This window comes from Rhodococcus sp. LMD (genome assembly GCF_056108245.1).
On record NZ_CM148557.1, the window covers coordinates 144,335 to 159,003 of the forward strand.

A 14,669-nucleotide genomic window follows, 5' to 3' on the forward strand; every position below is an offset into this window, starting at 1 on the left:
CGGATAAGTGCTGGGAGGTCCGCCGAGGGGATCATTGCCCGAAATCTGGAATGCGCTTTCCAGGCTAAGCTGTCAGTAGTCTTCAGTCAAGACAGTTAGTGGGGGCAACAATGCCCGCGGAACAGAGGTACGACGATGGGTGCAGTGCGACTGCAGGATGTAGCTGTTCGAGCCGGGGTCTCGCCGGCAACCGCCTCCCGCGTGCTCAACGGATCCACCAGGATTCCCGGGGAAGAAGTCGCAGAACGAGTTCGGACCGCCGCGCGCGAGTTGGGGTACGTCCCGAATGCCCAGGCGCAGGCCCTGGCACGGGCTTCGACCGGCTTACTGGGGCTGATCGTGCACGACATCGCCGACCCCTACTTCTCCTCGATCATGCGTGGGGTCCAGATCGCAGCTCGCGCCGCCGGCAGACAGGTGTTGCTGGCAAGTACCGACCGCGACTTCGACGTCGAGCGGGAATCGGTGAGCACCTTCATCGCGCATCGGGCGGACGCGATCATTCTTGCCGGGTCGCGACAGAGTGGAAGTCTGGACCGTGAACTCGAGGCAGAGTTCCAACGCTACCGCGCCAACGGTGGCCGCATCGTCGTGATCGGCCAGCCCCTTGCCTTCGGCTGCGCCGTGGAGCCCGAGAATTACCGGGCTTCGGCACAGTTGGCGGAATCATTGGTGCAGCAAGGACACCGACGATTCGCCGTCATCGGTGGGCCGGCAAATGTTCGCACGGCAGCGGATCGGCGGAACGGATTCGTCGACGCACTCGGTGGACATGGCATCACACCTGTGCTCGAGGTGGCGGGAGATTTCACCCGAGACGGCGGATTCTCGGCCGCCAGGATCCTGGCCGCCGGACTGGGGATCCAACCCGGACAGGCATACGCTCCGGTGTGTGTGTTCGCCGTCAACGATGTGATGGCGATCGGGGCGATCGCGGCATGGCGCGAGAGCGGGATCGAAGTTCCCCGGGATATCTGCATTGCGGGCTTCGACGACATCCCGACGTTGCGCGATCACGTGCCCAGCCTGTCCACTGTGGCGTTACCGCTGGTGGAGATCGGTGAGCGAGTCGTACAGCTGGCGTTGGCGACAGGGCCTGACTCGGAGAACTGCCGGGAAACGATAGCCGGCCAGGTCATTCTTCGGGACAGCAGTCGACTCGTCTAGGGCGTGCCTACGGTCGAGAATTGCTACCGAGTCCGAGCGAACACCGCGCGTCACCGACAGGCATGCTCCCCGACAACCCGAAGCGCAGCGACCACGCATTTCAGGGAGGTGATCAGTGAGCGAGGAAACACTCCCTCGCACCTCGCCCACTGACCTTCGGGTTGTAGTAACTACAGCGCTTTGAGTTCCTCGGTGACCTCGGAGACCATCTTCTTCGCGTCGCCGAACAGCATGGAGGTCTGGTCGGCGGTGAACAGCGGGTTGTCGATGCCGGCGTAGCCGGAGGACATCGAGCGTTTGAGCACGATCACCGACTTGGACTGGTCGACGTTGAGGATGGGCATGCCGTAGATCGGGCTGGACGAGTCCTGCCGGGCGGCGGGGTTGGTGACGTCGTTGGCACCGATGACGATGGTGACGTCGGTGCGGGAGAACTCGCCGTTGATGTCGTCCATCTCCTTGAGCGCCTCGTAGGGCACCTCGGCCTCGGCGAGCAGGACGTTCATGTGCCCGGGCATCCGGCCGGCGACCGGGTGGATGGCGTACTTGACCTCCACCCCCTTGTCCTCGAGCATTGCCGCCATCTCCTTGACCGCGTGCTGCGCCTGCGCCACGGCCAGGCCGTAGCCGGGCACCACGATGACCTGGTTGGCGTAGGCCATCTGGATCGCCGCGTCCGAGGCGGAGGTGGCCTTGACGGTGCCGCCCGCCCCGGCCGGGCCGGCGCCGGCGCCGCCGTCGCCGCCGAACGAGCCGAACACGATCGCCGGGATCGACCGGTTCATCGCCTTGGCCATCAGGTTGGTCAGGATCGAACCCGACGCGCCGACGATCATGCCGGCGACGATCATCGCCTGGTTGTTCAGCGCCAGACCCGCGGCCGCCGCGGACAGACCGGTCAGGGCGTTGAGCAGCGAGATCACCACCGGCATGTCGGCGCCGCCGATCGGCAGCACCACGAACAGGCCCATCAGCCCGGCCACGACCAGCAGCCCGACGATCCACACCGCGGAGGTGGGCTCGCCCGCGGGGTCGGCCGCGAGACCGATGTACACGGCGATCGCGATCGAGGCCAGCGCGAGCACGATGTTGGCCAGCTGGAAGGCCTTGGCCGCGCCGACGAGGCGGCGTTCGAGGTTCTTGTTCAGCAGCTCCTGCAGCTTGGCGAACGCCACCAGCGAACCCCAGAACGAGACCGAGCCGACGATCGCGGCGAACAGCGAGCCGACCACCACGTGCACCGTGGGCTCCTCGGCGAGGGTGGTGAACCCGTTCGAGTCGAGGAACTCGGCCCAGGCGATCAACGCGACGGTGCCGCCACCGACACCGTTGAACAGCGCCACCAGCTGCGGCATCGCGGTCATCTTGGTGCGCAGCGCCGGCGGCACACCGAGCACCACACCGACGGCCAGGCCGGCGACGATCCAGAGCCAGTTGCCGGTCTCGCGGATGTCGATCAGCACCGCGATCACCGCGACGGCCATGCCGGCGGCGGCGATGTAGTTGCCGCGCACCGCGGTCTTCGGGCCGGTCAGGCCCATCAGACCGTAGATGAACATCGCGAACGCGACGATGTACAGGACGGAGACGAGGTAGCTCATTTCGCGTCGGCTCCCTTCTCCGCCACCGCAGGCGCGGTCTGCGGTGTCACTGGCTTCTTGGGTTTGAACATGCCCAGCATGCGGTCGGTGACGACGAAGCCGCCGACGACGTTGAGCGTGCCGAACACCAGCGCCACGAACAGGATGACCTTGATGCTCCACGGCGCGCCGGCGGGCAGATGCCCGAAGACCACCAGCGCACCGAGCACCACGATGCCGTGGATGGCGTTGGTGCCCGACATCAGCGGGGTGTGCAGCGTGTTGGGCACCTTGGAGATCACGGCGAAGCCCACGAACCCGGCCAGCACCAGGATCGCGATGTTCGCCAACAATTCCGTGTACATGGTCAGCACCCCGATCCGTTGCGGCACAAATGATCCCAGTCCGGCAGCTCGGGCAGGTCCGGGGTCAGCAGCCGGTCGGCAAGCACGATCGGCACCGCCAGCAGCCACGACATCGGGGTGGTGAAGAGTTTGTCGATCAGAGTGTTCACCGTGGCGTTCCTGACGGGAGAGAGGGGGTGAATGAGTGGGTAGGAGCGGTGGTTCGGGTGACGCACGCGCCGGCGAGGATCTCGTCCGAGAAGTCCGGCGCGAGCCCGCCGTCCTCGTCGAGCATCAGCTCGAGCAGGGCCACGACGTTCTTCGAATACAGCTGCGAGGCGTGCTCGGGCATGGTCGCGGGCAGGTTCAGCGGCGAGCAGATCGTCACCGCATGCTTGACCACCGTCTGCCCCGGCTCGGTCAGCTCGCAGTTGCCGCCGGTCTCCCCGGCCAGATCCACCACCACCGAACCGGGCTTCATGCCCTCCACGGCGGCGGCGGTCACCAGCCGCGGCGCGGGCCGGCCCGGCACCAGCGCGGTGGTGATCACCACGTCGAAGCCCTTGATGGCCTCCTCGAGCGCCGCCTGCTGCTGCGCGCGTTCGTCCTCGGTGAGCTCGCGGGCGTACCCGCCCTCCCCGGCCGCGTCGATCCCGAGATCGAGCCACTGCGCCCCGACCGAGCGGACCTGGTCGGCCACCTCCGGACGCACGTCGTACCCGGTGGTGCGCCCACCCAGGCGCTTGGCCGTGGCCAGCGCCTGCAGCCCGGCCACCCCGACACCGAGCACCAGCACCGTCGCCGGCTTGACCGTGCCCGCCGCGGTGGTGAGCATCGGGAAGAACCGGGTGGACTCCGACGCGGCGACCAGCACCGCCTTGTACCCGGCGACGTTCGCCTGCGACGACAGCGCATCCATCACCTGCGCGCGGGAGATCCGCGGGATCGACTCGACGGCGAACGCCTGCACCCCGGCCGCGGTGAGCGCCCCGATCTGGTTCTCGGCGTTACGGGGGGCGAGGAACCCGATCAGGGTCTGCCCCGACCGCATCCGCGCGACCTCCGCGTCCGACGGCGGCGCCACCTTGAGCACCACGTCCGCCGACCACCCGTCCCCGATCCGCGCCCCGGCCTCGGCGTAGGCCTCGTCCGGGATCAGGGCACCGAGCCCGGCCCCGGCCTCGACGACCACGTCGAGCCCCTTCTCGAGCAACGACGGCACGATCATCGGCACCAGCGCGACCCGCCGCTCGCCGTCGCCCGTTTCCCGAACGACGCCGACGGTGGGGCGCGCGGTGGTGTCGCTGAGGCTCGGGTGATCGCGGTGTCGCCCTGCTCGGTGTCGATCAGATTCCTCTGCGGCTCGCATCAGTGGGCGCTTGCGATGAAGTCGATCAGAAACTGCGAGGCGACAACCGCAAGGACGATAGCCACGACGAAGAACCCGAGTGCCCAGGACCGGGCATTGAGCAAAGGCAGCGTCGATGTCGATTCCACGTGTTGAGTTTCCATTTTCAGAGTTCCCTTCGATAAACGATGTCGATCAGGACGCCGCCGACTGCACACACCGCCACGGCTATGCCCACGAAGACCCAGCCGGCTCCCCCTCCCCCGGACTGGGCATACCAGTCGTTGATGAAGATCGTTACGAGGATGCCGATGAGCAAGGTGCACAACACGATCAGAGCAGACAATCGCCGAAGCTTCGATACCCGCGCCCGGGCGAGATACGCATCTGCCAGAGCCGCGTCCGTAGCGTCGAGTGTGGCGTGGAAGGCATGCACGGAGATTTCACCTAGTTTCATTGGTGGGCAACGGGTCAATTGCGCTGTCGCGCGATATAGGACTTCGGTTCGGTGACGATGAGCAGCGCTCCGATCACCGTGGCGATCGATCCGACGATGACGATCAGGCTGAACGGCGCGCCGTATACAGTCAGCGAGAAGAAGGCAATGAAGAAGAAGGCGAGAGTGTTGGTGAGGACGCCGCCGCGTACCGCGCCCGCATAGGAAATCCCGATATAGAACCCCATGATCATCCATATTGCCCAGCCGAAGCCGATGACCGCTCCGATTGCCACGAGCCGAGGATCGCTCCAGACCAAATACGCGACATGCCGTCCAGTCGGAAACAGTAGGAAGAGCAGAGCGTTGGCGATGAGGAGTTCCAGGAACGCCCGCCACCAGAGGAACCCCTCGGCTGGCATGAGATCCGTACCGGCGGAGATAGCAAAGCTCTCGAACCCCCACGTCAAGACGGCGATGACGATGATGAGGAGTCCGACCACGAAGTAAATTCCCTGCGTCGGGGCGTTGAGGCTGCCGCCGGAGACAGCGAGCCAGATGCCGATCGCCAGTGCTGCCAGACCGACAAGGGTGGTTGGCCGCAGAATGCGCTCACGATACAAAGCCGCCCCGATGACGGCACCCACCACGCCTGCAAGGCCGCCGATCGCGCCGGCGAGTGCACCACCGATCAGGCCCGCAGCCGCGGCGAAGCACAGGTCACCGACGAATCCACCCACCGCGACGAACAGATTCCACCAGCTGACCCGATGGCCGAGAACACGAACTGCGTCCCTCCAGGTGCCGCTCACGGCTAGGAATACGGCAATGGCAAGAACTCCGAACGGAACTTGCAGCACTGCCACCAGCGCGAAGGCTCCCGTTGGTTCTTCCAGATTGAACGGCTCTGCCGTAACGATCGAGGACAACAAGCCGAACGCCAAGCCCAGGGCCGGGGCAGCGAGGACGGCATAGATCATTCCCATCCGTGTCTTCTTGCCATCGGCAAGCCTCGAACGTTCGGCGAGGTCCGCGCTGTGCACAGTAGAGGTGTGTGTCATCGCAACCCGCTCCCGATCGAAGTTCCGGCCAACGAAAGGTCGCTCGGAAGGTACGTCTCCAGATTCAGCTGGTACTCAATCAAGGGCCGGGCAGAAGCCGCCAGGCGGTAGCATCGCAGGATTTGACCTCGATGCTCCAACTGTTCGAGGGTGTCGAGCCATCCGACGGTACTCATACCGATCAGATCTTCACGAAGGCCAGACAATTCGGAGTCGCGGTAGTGTTGTCGGAGCACGCCGAACAGACGGTGCTCCCAGATTCCACGGTCGCCGAGTCGATAGAGCGTCATCGCGGCCTGATACTTCGGTGCTGGCTTCACAGCAGGTCACTCCTCTTCGTGCGCAACTACGTGCACAGCAGATTCAAGGAAGGGGGAGGGTGAGGCAGCGCGCGGAAAGCGCTTGCCATAAGCGTCACGCTACGCCGCGGTGTGACGTGCGTCAACGGGCCGGAGTCTTAGTGAATGCACCATTCCGCTCCAGGGCCTCGTGTGGACCCGATGCGACTCCAGTGACTGGATCATGCTGAACATCCAGCCTCTCACCTGCGACAATCCACTCCGGGGGGTATGCAGGACCCGCGGAGCCCGATACACAGCCGAACCTCGGCGACTTCAGCGTCTCGGCCAGCTTCCCCGGGAGTCCCCACGCGGTTCGTCTCCCGGTTGCGGCTCCCACGGTGACGCTTGCCACAATCAGGTAATCCTCTGTACGCTCTCGGAAAGCGCTTGCCAAAGTGCTTGGACAGAGAGGACCACGATGGAACAGGCTGATGTCCTGATAGTCGGTGCTGGGGCATCGGGAGGAGTTGCCGCGGGTGCGCTCGCGGCAGCAGGCTTCGATGTGCTGTGCCTCGAGCAGGGAACCTGGCCGGACAGAACCGAGTATCCGGCTCAACGGACAACCTACGAACTCGAAGCGCGAAAGCAGTGGTCGGGTAGCCCCAATATTCGTGACAAGCGCGTGGACTACCCCATCAACGATGCAGAATCTGCTGTCGCACCGCTGATGTACGCTGGCGTCGGGGGAAGTATGACCCTGTATGCCGGTGACTGGCCTCGGCTTCTGCCGTCGGACTTCCGGGTGCGCTCGCTGGATGGTGTCGCAGACGACTGGCCGCTGCGCTACGCCGACCTGCAGCCCTTCTATGAACGCACCGACTCAGCCTTCGGCGTGTCGGGGGTGGGTGGAGATCCGGCGTACCCGGATGGAGCGGACCCACCGTTGCCTCCGCTTCCGATCGGCGCCATTGGGCGTCGGATGGCCCGTGCGCACGACACACTCGGCTGGCACTGGTGGCCGGCCGCGCAGGCCGTTCTGTCCGCCCCGTACGGCGGTCGCCGACCCTGTGTTCAGTTCGGCGCGTGCATGCAGGGCTGCCCGGAAGGTGCAAAGGCATCCACGGATCTCACCCACTGGCCGACCGCAGTCGCGCGAGGTGCGCGACTTCTGACAGATGCGCGGGTCTCTCGTGTGCTCGTCTCTCCTCAGGGGCTGGCGACCGGTGCCGAGTTCGTACGGCCCGACGGCACCTGGGATGTTGTTCACGCCGACGTGGTCATCCTCGCCGGGAACGCAATCGGAACCCCGCGCATCCTGCTCAACTCCACGTCGCCGGAACATCCGGACGGACTTGCCAACTCGAGTGGCCTGGTCGGCCGACGTCTCATGGTCCACCCATTCGCCAACGTGATGGGCTACTTCGACGACGACATGACCAGCTGGCAGGGACACGTCGGCGCCAAAATCGCCAGCTACGAATTCTACGAGACCGATCCCGACCGCGACTTCGTCCGAGGCGCGAAGTGGAGCCTGGCACCGACCGGAGGCCCCCTCAACGCGGCCTTGCCGACCCGAGCCGGGACAGACGTCTGGGGAGAAGCTCACCACGACCACGTCCGGCGCCATCTCGGCAGAACGATCAGCTGGGGCATCTTCGGCGAAGACCTCCCCGACGAGGCCAACACTGTGGAGATCGATCCAGACTTGACGGATTCGTCGGGCATCCCGGCACCCAAGATCACCTACCGTGTCAGCGACAACTCACGGCGACTGCTCGACTTCCATATCGCACGCGCGACCGAGTCGCTCGAGACCGCTGGCGCTTACGACATTGCCACGGAATCGCTGATGCGCTACTCGGGATGGCATCTGTTGGGCACGGCCAGGATGGGGAACGATCCTCGGACATCGGTCGTCGATCAGTACGGACGGTGCCACGATGTTCCCAACCTCTATATCGTCGACGGCAGTGTCTTCGTCACCTCCGGTGGTGTGAACCCGACAAGCACAATTGTGGCGCTGGCGTTGCGCTCCACCGAGCACCTGATCGCACACCGCCGCCACCAGCAGGTCCCCGCGTGATCCCGGTGGCCGCCCCAGGAGTCCTGATGCATGTGACCGACCAGCCCGACGCCGGCACTACCGTCGTCCCCGAGAGCTGCCGCCGATGGCTCAGTACCATCGCCGACCACCTGATTCCCGCCTCCGGTCCGATGCCGGCGGCGAGCACCGCCGGCGTGGCGGATGGTCAGCTCGACCTCGTTCTCAATGCGCGGCCCGACCTGACGCCCCACCTGCTCCGAGCATGGTCGACGACATCCGCCGACGACCCAGCGGCGATCGTCGAGAAGCTGCGACGGTCGGACCCGGATGTCTACCAGGCGATCTGTCTGATAGTCGCGGGCGGCTACTACACCAACAGCGAGGTCCGTGACCTACTCGGCTACACCGGCCAGCAGCCACGAGTCGTCCAGATCGCCGACGACATCGAGGAGGATCTGCTGATGCGCGTCGTGGAACGGGGATCACGCTACCGCCCGGACGGCGCTACGGACCTCATCGAATGACGGCGGCGAAACACCCAGCCCTCCCTCGACGACACAATCCAAGGAACAACGTGGCTTCCACCGAACTACGCATGCTCACCACCGTCAACCCGGCGACCGGTCAAGTCCTGGAGAACTACCCGGTATTCACCGCCGACGACATCGAACAGTCTCTTGTCGAGACGAATGTAGCCACCGGGGCATGGCGCACCGTCCCCGTCGAAGAACGCGCTCACCGGCTCGCAACGGTATCCGACATTCTGCTCGCTCGCCGAGACGAACTGGCGCTACTGATCACCCGAGAGATGGGCAAGCCCCTTCCGGAAGCACGCGCCGAAATCGACAAGTGCGCATGGAACTGCCGGCAGTACGCGCAGGACGGCCCGGGCTATCTCGCGTCCGAGACCCTCACCACGCCCGCACAGTCGAGCCAACTCGTCTACGAGCCCCTGGGCGTCATCCTTGCCGTCATGCCTTGGAACTTCCCGATGTGGCAAGTGTTCCGATTCGCCGTGCCCGCGATCCTGGCGGGCAACACCGTTCTGCTCAAGCATGCACCCAACGTCACAGGCACGGCGCTGGCAATCGAACGGGTGCTCACCGACGCCGGACTTCCGGCGGGCCTGCTGCGAACCCTCGTGATCGCGGAAGATGACGTGCCCGACACTGTGGACCGCCTGATCCGCGATCCACGGGTGGCCGCGGTGACATTGACCGGCTCGACACGCGCAGGCACACACGTCGCTGCCGCTGCAGGTCGGGCCCTGAAGAAGAGCGTCCTCGAACTCGGAGGCTCCGACCCGTTGGTTGTGTTGGCCGACGCCGACCTCGAGACCGCGGCAGCACACGCCGCCAAATCTCGTCTGCTATGCGCCGGACAGACCTGCATCGCCGCCAAACGAATCATCGTTCACCGTGACGTTGCTGATCGATTCGAGCAGCTGTTCGTCGAGGCTGTCGAATGCATGAGGGTGGGAGATCCGACTGCCCCAGAAACCGATATCGGTCCCCTGGCACGCGCGGACATCGTCGACCAGATCGAACGTCAAGTACGTGAATCGGTCCGTCAGGGCGCCACGGTCCTGTGCGGCGGCGAACGGATCGACGGCGACGGACACTACTTCGCACCTACCGTCATTACGAACGTCTCCCGAGACATGCCAGTCGTCGCCGAGGAGACCTTCGGCCCTGTCGCCGCGCTCCTCCGAGTCCACGACGACGAGGAGGCCATCGCTGTTGCCAACGATACCGAGTACGGCCTGGCGGCAAGCGTATGGAGCCGCGACGTCGAGCACGCGCTCGAGGTTGGTAGTCGAATCGAATCAGGCTGCCTGTTCGTCAACAGCCTAGTGTCTTCGGATCCGCGGGTTCCGTTCGGCGGGATCAAGCGTAGCGGGTACGGTCGCGAACTCGGTGCAGCCGGAATCCGGGAATTCACCAACATGAGAAGTGTGTGGGTGGCGCCTTGAGCGCGGAACGGCCGCGCTGCTCCCGTACGGCGGCCTCCGGGGACCGAGTACGCCGAGCCGAGTTCCGGCTCCTTCGGAGAACCGAATACTCTCGGGTACAGCGCCAACCACTAGTCCACCCATGGCGAAGGACTATAGGTGCTGCCCGCACCGTCGACATCGTGAGCTCGCGACGGGGCACGGCGCATCGCGCTGGTACCGATGCTCATCGTGTCCTTGCCCCCACCAGAACGGCTCGATACTGAGGGGGAAGAACGCCGTAGCACAGCTGAAGCTGGAGTTGATTTTCGACCTGGCCCCGCGCTGGTACCGGACGCCCGCCCCGGGACGGGTTTTCGACAATGCGCAGGTCATACCGCCCTACTTCGTCTCTCGACACGAGAGCCGTGCGGTAAACGCCGCGATCGACAAACGGTCTGTCGGCGACGCTCGAAAATGAGGCCATAACGACGCTCGAAAACGAGGCCACCCGGACAGATTGGAGGGGTGATCTCAGTGGAGGATTGGGCGTTGATCCGACGACTGGTCGCGGACGGAGTTCCACGACGGCAGGTGGCGTGGGATCTGGGGATTGAACCATCCCGGGTCTCATGCACACACTGTCATTTGTGTGCGACCGGTTGATCGGCACCGTGTTCAGCGTAGTACTTGGCTTCGTACTCGGCCGGTGGGATCCGCCCGAGACGATGCATGAGCCGGCCGGTGTTATACCAATGCACCCACGCCGAGGTGGCCTCCTCGACGTCACCGATGGTGCGCAGCGGCCCCTTGCGGAACGGGGAATCATCGGCGACGCACTCGGCCTTGTAGAGCCCGATCGTCGTCTCCGCGAGGGCGTTGTCGTAGGCGTCACCTACCGACCCGATCGACGGCCGAAGTCCTTGCAGGAACAGGGTTTCCCCGAAGCGCAGAGCCGTATATTGAGAGCCCGCATCCGAGTGGTGAATAGTCCTCTCGCGCAACGGATTGCCTTGCATCGACCGCAGCATGCAGGCCTGATTCACCGCCCGCTCTACGAACGCGGTTTCCTTCGACGTCGACACCTCCCAACCGACGATCGTGCCGGCGAACGCATCGATCACGAACGCGGTGTACGCGAAGCAGGGCACCATCCGCACGTACGTGAAGTCGGCGACATAGAGCGCATCGGGCCGGTCGACCCGGAAGTTCCGGTCGACCAGGTCCGGTGGCCGCGGCGCCGACGGCTCCGCGATCGTGGTGCGGACCCTCTTCGCCCGGGTGGCGCCGCGCCACCCGCCCACGCGCATCAGCCGCTCCACGGTGCAGCGGGCCACCTCGATGCCCTGACGCCGCAGGTGGGCCCACATCTTCAGCGAGCCGTACAACGACTCCGGTTTGCGTCTGCCGTACTCGTCCCGCTCGACGTAGTACGAGGCCAGCACCGCGGTGATGGTGGCGTCCCACAAGGCGCGCTTCGACAGCGGGCGCGCCAGCCAGGCGTAGAAGGTTCTCGGGGCGATCGTGCACCCGTGCTCGGTGAGCACGCGGCAGATCGGTACGACCCCGAACTGATCGCGGTGTTCGGCGATGAATCGGCAGATCACTTGCGTGGCGGGTCGCACTCCCGCGCGAAGAAAGATGTTGCGGCTTTGAGTATTTCGATGGTCTTTTCGAGCTCGGCGTTCTTCCGGCGCAATGCCCGCAGTTCGATCTCCGCCTCGGACGCCGACGCGGCATGGGTGCCGTCACCCGCCGCTTCGGCCTTGCGGACCCACACCCGTACGGTCTCCGTCTTCAGTGACATCCGTTCGGCGATTGTGCGGATCGCCTCGTACTCCGAGGCGTAGTCACCACGGTGCTCGAGGACCAGGCGCACGGCCTTCTCCCGTACCTCGGCTGGATAGACATTCGGCATAAGGTTCACCTTCCCAAGAAAGAAGGTGTGCATCAAACCCGGGACGATTCAGGCATCGGGTCGATCATGATCCGGCGAGGAACTTGCGGAGCAGGTCGACGTCCATCGGCTCGTCGGTGACGTGGCCGAAGGCCACCTCGTCGAGCCGCTGGCGCAGTGGCTCGGCGATCGGATCGGCGACCTGGTGGTGGGTCGTCGTGTCGAACAGCGTCTCGAACCGGCGGGGGCTGCCGGTCTCGACCGGCTACGGGCCACTCGACTCATGGGAGGTGATCGCCGCCGCCACCACCCGACGCGCCCCCACCGGCCACGGGGCCGGCTCACCCACCGGTCCACTGCTGCTGCGCGGGTTTGTGCGTGCACCCTCCGGGTGCGCCGGACCGGATACGGATCGCTGTGCGCCGTTGCCTGCGACGGGGAGAGGACGCCAAACGATCGCTCCCCCTCCGGGGGAAGGCAGGAACACCTTTCCCGGCTCTCCGGTGCTACGCGATCTGGAATCGGTCGTCGCCGAGTTCGACTTCGATGCGCAGCGTGCCGCCGACCGCATCGACGTAACGGCGCAGGGTGTCGAGCTGGATACGGTCGAGCTCACCGCGCTCGATGGTCGAGACCCGGTTCTGCCCCACCTCCAGCCGCTCGGCCACCTGCTTCTGGGTCAGGTGCTGGGCCTTGCGCAACTCTTTGAGTCGGTAGGCGCGGACCTGGTCGAGCATCCGTGCCTTGTGCGCCTCGACAGAGTTCCGTCGCACCGGGCGCTTGGCGAGCAGGTCTTCGAGGTTGATACCCATCGATCTCACTTCCCTTCGAGTCGGTTCAGGTGATCGTCGAAGCGATCGTCGGCACGGGGGATATTCACCCGGTACCACTTGTCCCATTTCCCGGCCTTGTCGCCGGCCACCAGAAAGATCGCCTTGCGCTGCGGGTCGAACGCGAACAGCACGCGCAACTCCGAGCGGCCACTGGATCCCGGCCGCAGTTCCTTCAGGTTCTTGTGACGGGACGCCTTGACGGTGTCGACCAGGGGCCGGCCGAGCTGCGGACCTCGCTCTGCGAGCAGTTCGATCGCGGCCACGACCTGCTCGTAAGAGTCCTGATCCAAGTCGATCAGCCAGTCTTCGATGTATTCGAGGTCCACGTCCCATGTCATCGCGCCTCAACGTATCACACTACTATGATATCACTTTGGAGTGATGTACGGGGAGGGTCGGTTCAGCGCACCATGCGACGTATTCCTGATAGATCGCCGTACCGCCGGTCACCGTCTCCGCGGACCCCGGTACGGGCAGGGGCGCCGATAAAAGCCGCCCCCGCATCGGGGTCCGGGTTGTGCCGGCCTGCGGACGTGTGCGGACCGCGGCGCTGTCGGCCCCCTGGTGTAGGCACAGCTGGACGACGAGACGGCGGATGTGCCTGTCGCGCCTATCGAGGTAGGGGATCGCATGGTTGTGCTGCTCATCTTCAATGTGCTCGGAATCCTGGCCGCGCTCTTCTGTGCGCACAGGTCGTATCGCCGTTACGGCCGCCCGGTTCGGGCGGTGGCAGCCGGCGTCGGAGGGCTTCTTGTTCTTCCGCTGATCGTCGTGGTGGCGGTCGCTGCGGCCGCCCCGCGGCCATCGCGTACCGGGTAGTGGAACGGTAGGTAATCGCAGTTCAGGACGCATTTTGAGGGCAGTGATCGGGTAGAGTCGATCTTGAAACGTTCCCGGATTCGGGGGAACTCCGCCCAGGGTCGGGCGCAGTCGAGGAGGTCGCGTGGCGGACGAGAACGCCAACCAGGACACGTTCGGTACAGAGGATCAGGGAGGGCACAATGGCACCGCAGAGCGAGGATTTCACCACGCAGGTCGAGGGGATCGACCTGACGATCGCGGCCGAGACCCGGCGGATTCTGGTCGAGTGGCTGGGGATCGATCCGGCGACCGAGCAGGAGCGGATCGACCGGGAAGCGCTGCGCCTGCAGCAGATGACCGAGGACGCGGCCGAGCAGTTCGAGCAGGCAACGCCGACCACCCCGGACGCGACGTACCGGGCCGCGGTGCAGACCAAGGAAACAGCCTGGCGGGCAGCGCGGGAGATGGTGCTGGAGGGCGAGCTGTATCCGCAGGTGACGCCCGAGATTCGGGAAGCGCGGGAGGAGTTCGAGGCGGGGCTCGATCAGCGGATCGAGGAACGTTGGGGGGCAGCTCGGACAGCGCAGGACCCCGATCGGTGGCGGACGCGGAACGTTCGGCCGAACCCGACGGCGGTGCGGGTCGTCGAGCGGGTGTGGCTGGACAAGCCGGGATGGTTCCGGGCGTTGGCGAAGTCCCTGATCGCGCAGCGGATCGAGGACAACCAGCCGGTGCCGATGACCTCCCGCGATCCACTGACGGACGAGCTGGCGGCACTGATCGAGGACGAAATGCGGCGCAACCCGCCGCAGGACCCGGATCTGCCGTTCTGATCCAGGCGCAGTGGGCGCAAGTCCGCGACCAGCTTGTCGAGCTGGAAACGCAGGGCGAAAAGCTCAGCGATCGTCTGGCCGAGGCCAAAAAAGCTCTGGCGACCGCGCACGAAC

General features: G+C 65.3%; 17 protein-coding genes and 1 other annotated feature. Of the genes, 6 read left to right on the forward strand and 11 right to left on the reverse strand.

Annotated elements, in window-relative coordinates; all coding sequences use genetic code 11:
* Positions 1-135 precede the first annotated feature (135 nt).
* Positions 136-1,167, forward strand: coding sequence for a LacI family DNA-binding transcriptional regulator (locus tag ACWPQI_RS00625; protein ID WP_474738576.1), 1,032 nt, complete (start codon positions 136-138; stop codon positions 1,165-1,167).
* 170 nt (positions 1,168-1,337) lie between these two features.
* On the opposite strand, the gene ACWPQI_RS00630 is transcribed toward ACWPQI_RS00625, so the two are convergent.
* Genes ACWPQI_RS00630 through ACWPQI_RS00665 form a run of 8 tightly spaced genes read right to left on the reverse strand, consistent with a single transcriptional unit; the run spans position 1,338 to position 6,256 of the window.
* The gene (locus ACWPQI_RS00630; protein WP_474738577.1) at positions 1,338-2,768 is read right to left on the reverse strand and encodes an NAD(P)(+) transhydrogenase (Re/Si-specific) subunit beta; all 1,431 of its coding nucleotides are present in this window, start codon (positions 2,766-2,768) and stop codon (positions 1,338-1,340) included.
* Entirely contained in the window at positions 2,765-3,112 is a 348-nt protein-coding gene (locus tag ACWPQI_RS00635) for an NAD(P) transhydrogenase subunit alpha part 2 (protein ID WP_010595831.1), read from the reverse strand. The genes ACWPQI_RS00630 and ACWPQI_RS00635 overlap by 4 nt, the downstream gene beginning before the upstream one ends.
* A gap of 2 nt (positions 3,113-3,114) precedes the next feature.
* Complete coding sequence (locus ACWPQI_RS00640) at positions 3,115-3,261, reverse strand: hypothetical protein (protein WP_474738578.1); 147 nt, start codon at positions 3,259-3,261, stop codon at positions 3,115-3,117.
* Positions 3,258-4,460: a Re/Si-specific NAD(P)(+) transhydrogenase subunit alpha gene (locus ACWPQI_RS00645; protein ID WP_474738579.1), complete on the reverse strand. Its 1,203-nt coding sequence runs from the start codon at positions 4,458-4,460 to the stop codon at positions 3,258-3,260. Before ACWPQI_RS00645 ends, ACWPQI_RS00640 begins: the two co-directional genes overlap by 4 nt.
* Positions 4,460-4,588, reverse strand: coding sequence for a hypothetical protein (locus tag ACWPQI_RS00650; protein WP_474738580.1), 129 nt, complete (start codon positions 4,586-4,588; stop codon positions 4,460-4,462). The genes ACWPQI_RS00645 and ACWPQI_RS00650 overlap by 1 nt, the downstream gene beginning before the upstream one ends.
* A 17-nt stretch (positions 4,589-4,605) precedes the next feature.
* Complete coding sequence (locus ACWPQI_RS00655; protein WP_474738581.1) at positions 4,606-4,875, reverse strand: hypothetical protein; 270 nt, start codon at positions 4,873-4,875, stop codon at positions 4,606-4,608.
* Positions 4,876-4,910: 35 nt separating this feature from the next.
* Positions 4,911-5,918, reverse strand: coding sequence for a hypothetical protein (locus ACWPQI_RS00660; RefSeq protein WP_474738582.1), 1,008 nt, complete (start codon positions 5,916-5,918; stop codon positions 4,911-4,913).
* A gap of 14 nt (positions 5,919-5,932) precedes the next feature.
* Entirely contained in the window at positions 5,933-6,256 is a 324-nt protein-coding gene (locus ACWPQI_RS00665) for a hypothetical protein (RefSeq protein ID WP_474738583.1), read from the reverse strand.
* Positions 6,257-6,695: 439 nt separating this feature from the next.
* Here ACWPQI_RS00665 and ACWPQI_RS00670 point away from each other — a divergent pair, with 439 nt between their 5' ends.
* From ACWPQI_RS00670 to ACWPQI_RS00680, 3 genes are read left to right on the forward strand one after another with little or no spacing between them, the layout of a single operon-like run.
* The gene (locus tag ACWPQI_RS00670; protein WP_474738584.1) at positions 6,696-8,300 is read left to right on the forward strand and encodes a GMC family oxidoreductase; all 1,605 of its coding nucleotides are present in this window, start codon (positions 6,696-6,698) and stop codon (positions 8,298-8,300) included.
* A 26-nt stretch (positions 8,301-8,326) separates the two neighbouring features.
* Positions 8,327-8,785, forward strand: coding sequence for a hypothetical protein (locus tag ACWPQI_RS00675; protein ID WP_474738585.1), 459 nt, complete (start codon positions 8,327-8,329; stop codon positions 8,783-8,785).
* Positions 8,786-8,835: 50 nt separating this feature from the next.
* Entirely contained in the window at positions 8,836-10,233 is a 1,398-nt protein-coding gene (locus ACWPQI_RS00680) for an NAD-dependent succinate-semialdehyde dehydrogenase (protein WP_474738586.1), read from the forward strand.
* Positions 10,234-10,835: 602 nt separating this feature from the next.
* Here ACWPQI_RS00680 and ACWPQI_RS00685 read toward each other — a convergent pair.
* The 3 genes from ACWPQI_RS00685 to ACWPQI_RS00695 form a co-directional block, all read right to left on the reverse strand.
* Positions 10,836-12,109, reverse strand: a protein-coding gene (locus ACWPQI_RS00685) for an IS3 family transposase (protein WP_119699219.1) whose coding sequence is annotated in 2 segments (ribosomal slippage) — positions 10,836-11,833 and positions 11,833-12,109 — 1,275 coding nt in all. Because the reading frame shifts where the segments join, the coding sequence is not laid out codon by codon here.
* Positions 11,706-11,837: a sequence feature (AL1L pseudoknot), on the reverse strand. Its footprint overlaps the gene before it by 132 nt.
* Before the next feature lie 485 nt (positions 12,110-12,594).
* Entirely contained in the window at positions 12,595-12,900 is a 306-nt protein-coding gene (locus ACWPQI_RS00690; protein ID WP_474738587.1) for an XRE family transcriptional regulator, read from the reverse strand.
* Positions 12,901-12,905: 5 nt separating this feature from the next.
* The gene (locus ACWPQI_RS00695) at positions 12,906-13,259 is read right to left on the reverse strand and encodes a type II toxin-antitoxin system RelE/ParE family toxin (RefSeq protein WP_474738588.1); all 354 of its coding nucleotides are present in this window, start codon (positions 13,257-13,259) and stop codon (positions 12,906-12,908) included.
* 292 nt (positions 13,260-13,551) lie between these two features.
* On the opposite strand from ACWPQI_RS00695, the gene ACWPQI_RS00700 reads away from it, so the two are divergent.
* Both ACWPQI_RS00700 and ACWPQI_RS00705 read left to right on the forward strand, forming a co-directional pair.
* Positions 13,552-13,740 (forward strand): hypothetical protein, encoded by a 189-nt coding sequence (locus ACWPQI_RS00700; RefSeq protein WP_474738589.1) that lies wholly within the window; start codon positions 13,552-13,554, stop codon positions 13,738-13,740.
* 182 nt (positions 13,741-13,922) lie between these two features.
* Positions 13,923-14,555, forward strand: a complete 633-nt coding sequence (locus ACWPQI_RS00705; protein WP_474738590.1) for a hypothetical protein — start codon at positions 13,923-13,925, stop codon at positions 14,553-14,555.
* Positions 14,556-14,669 lie beyond the last annotated feature (114 nt).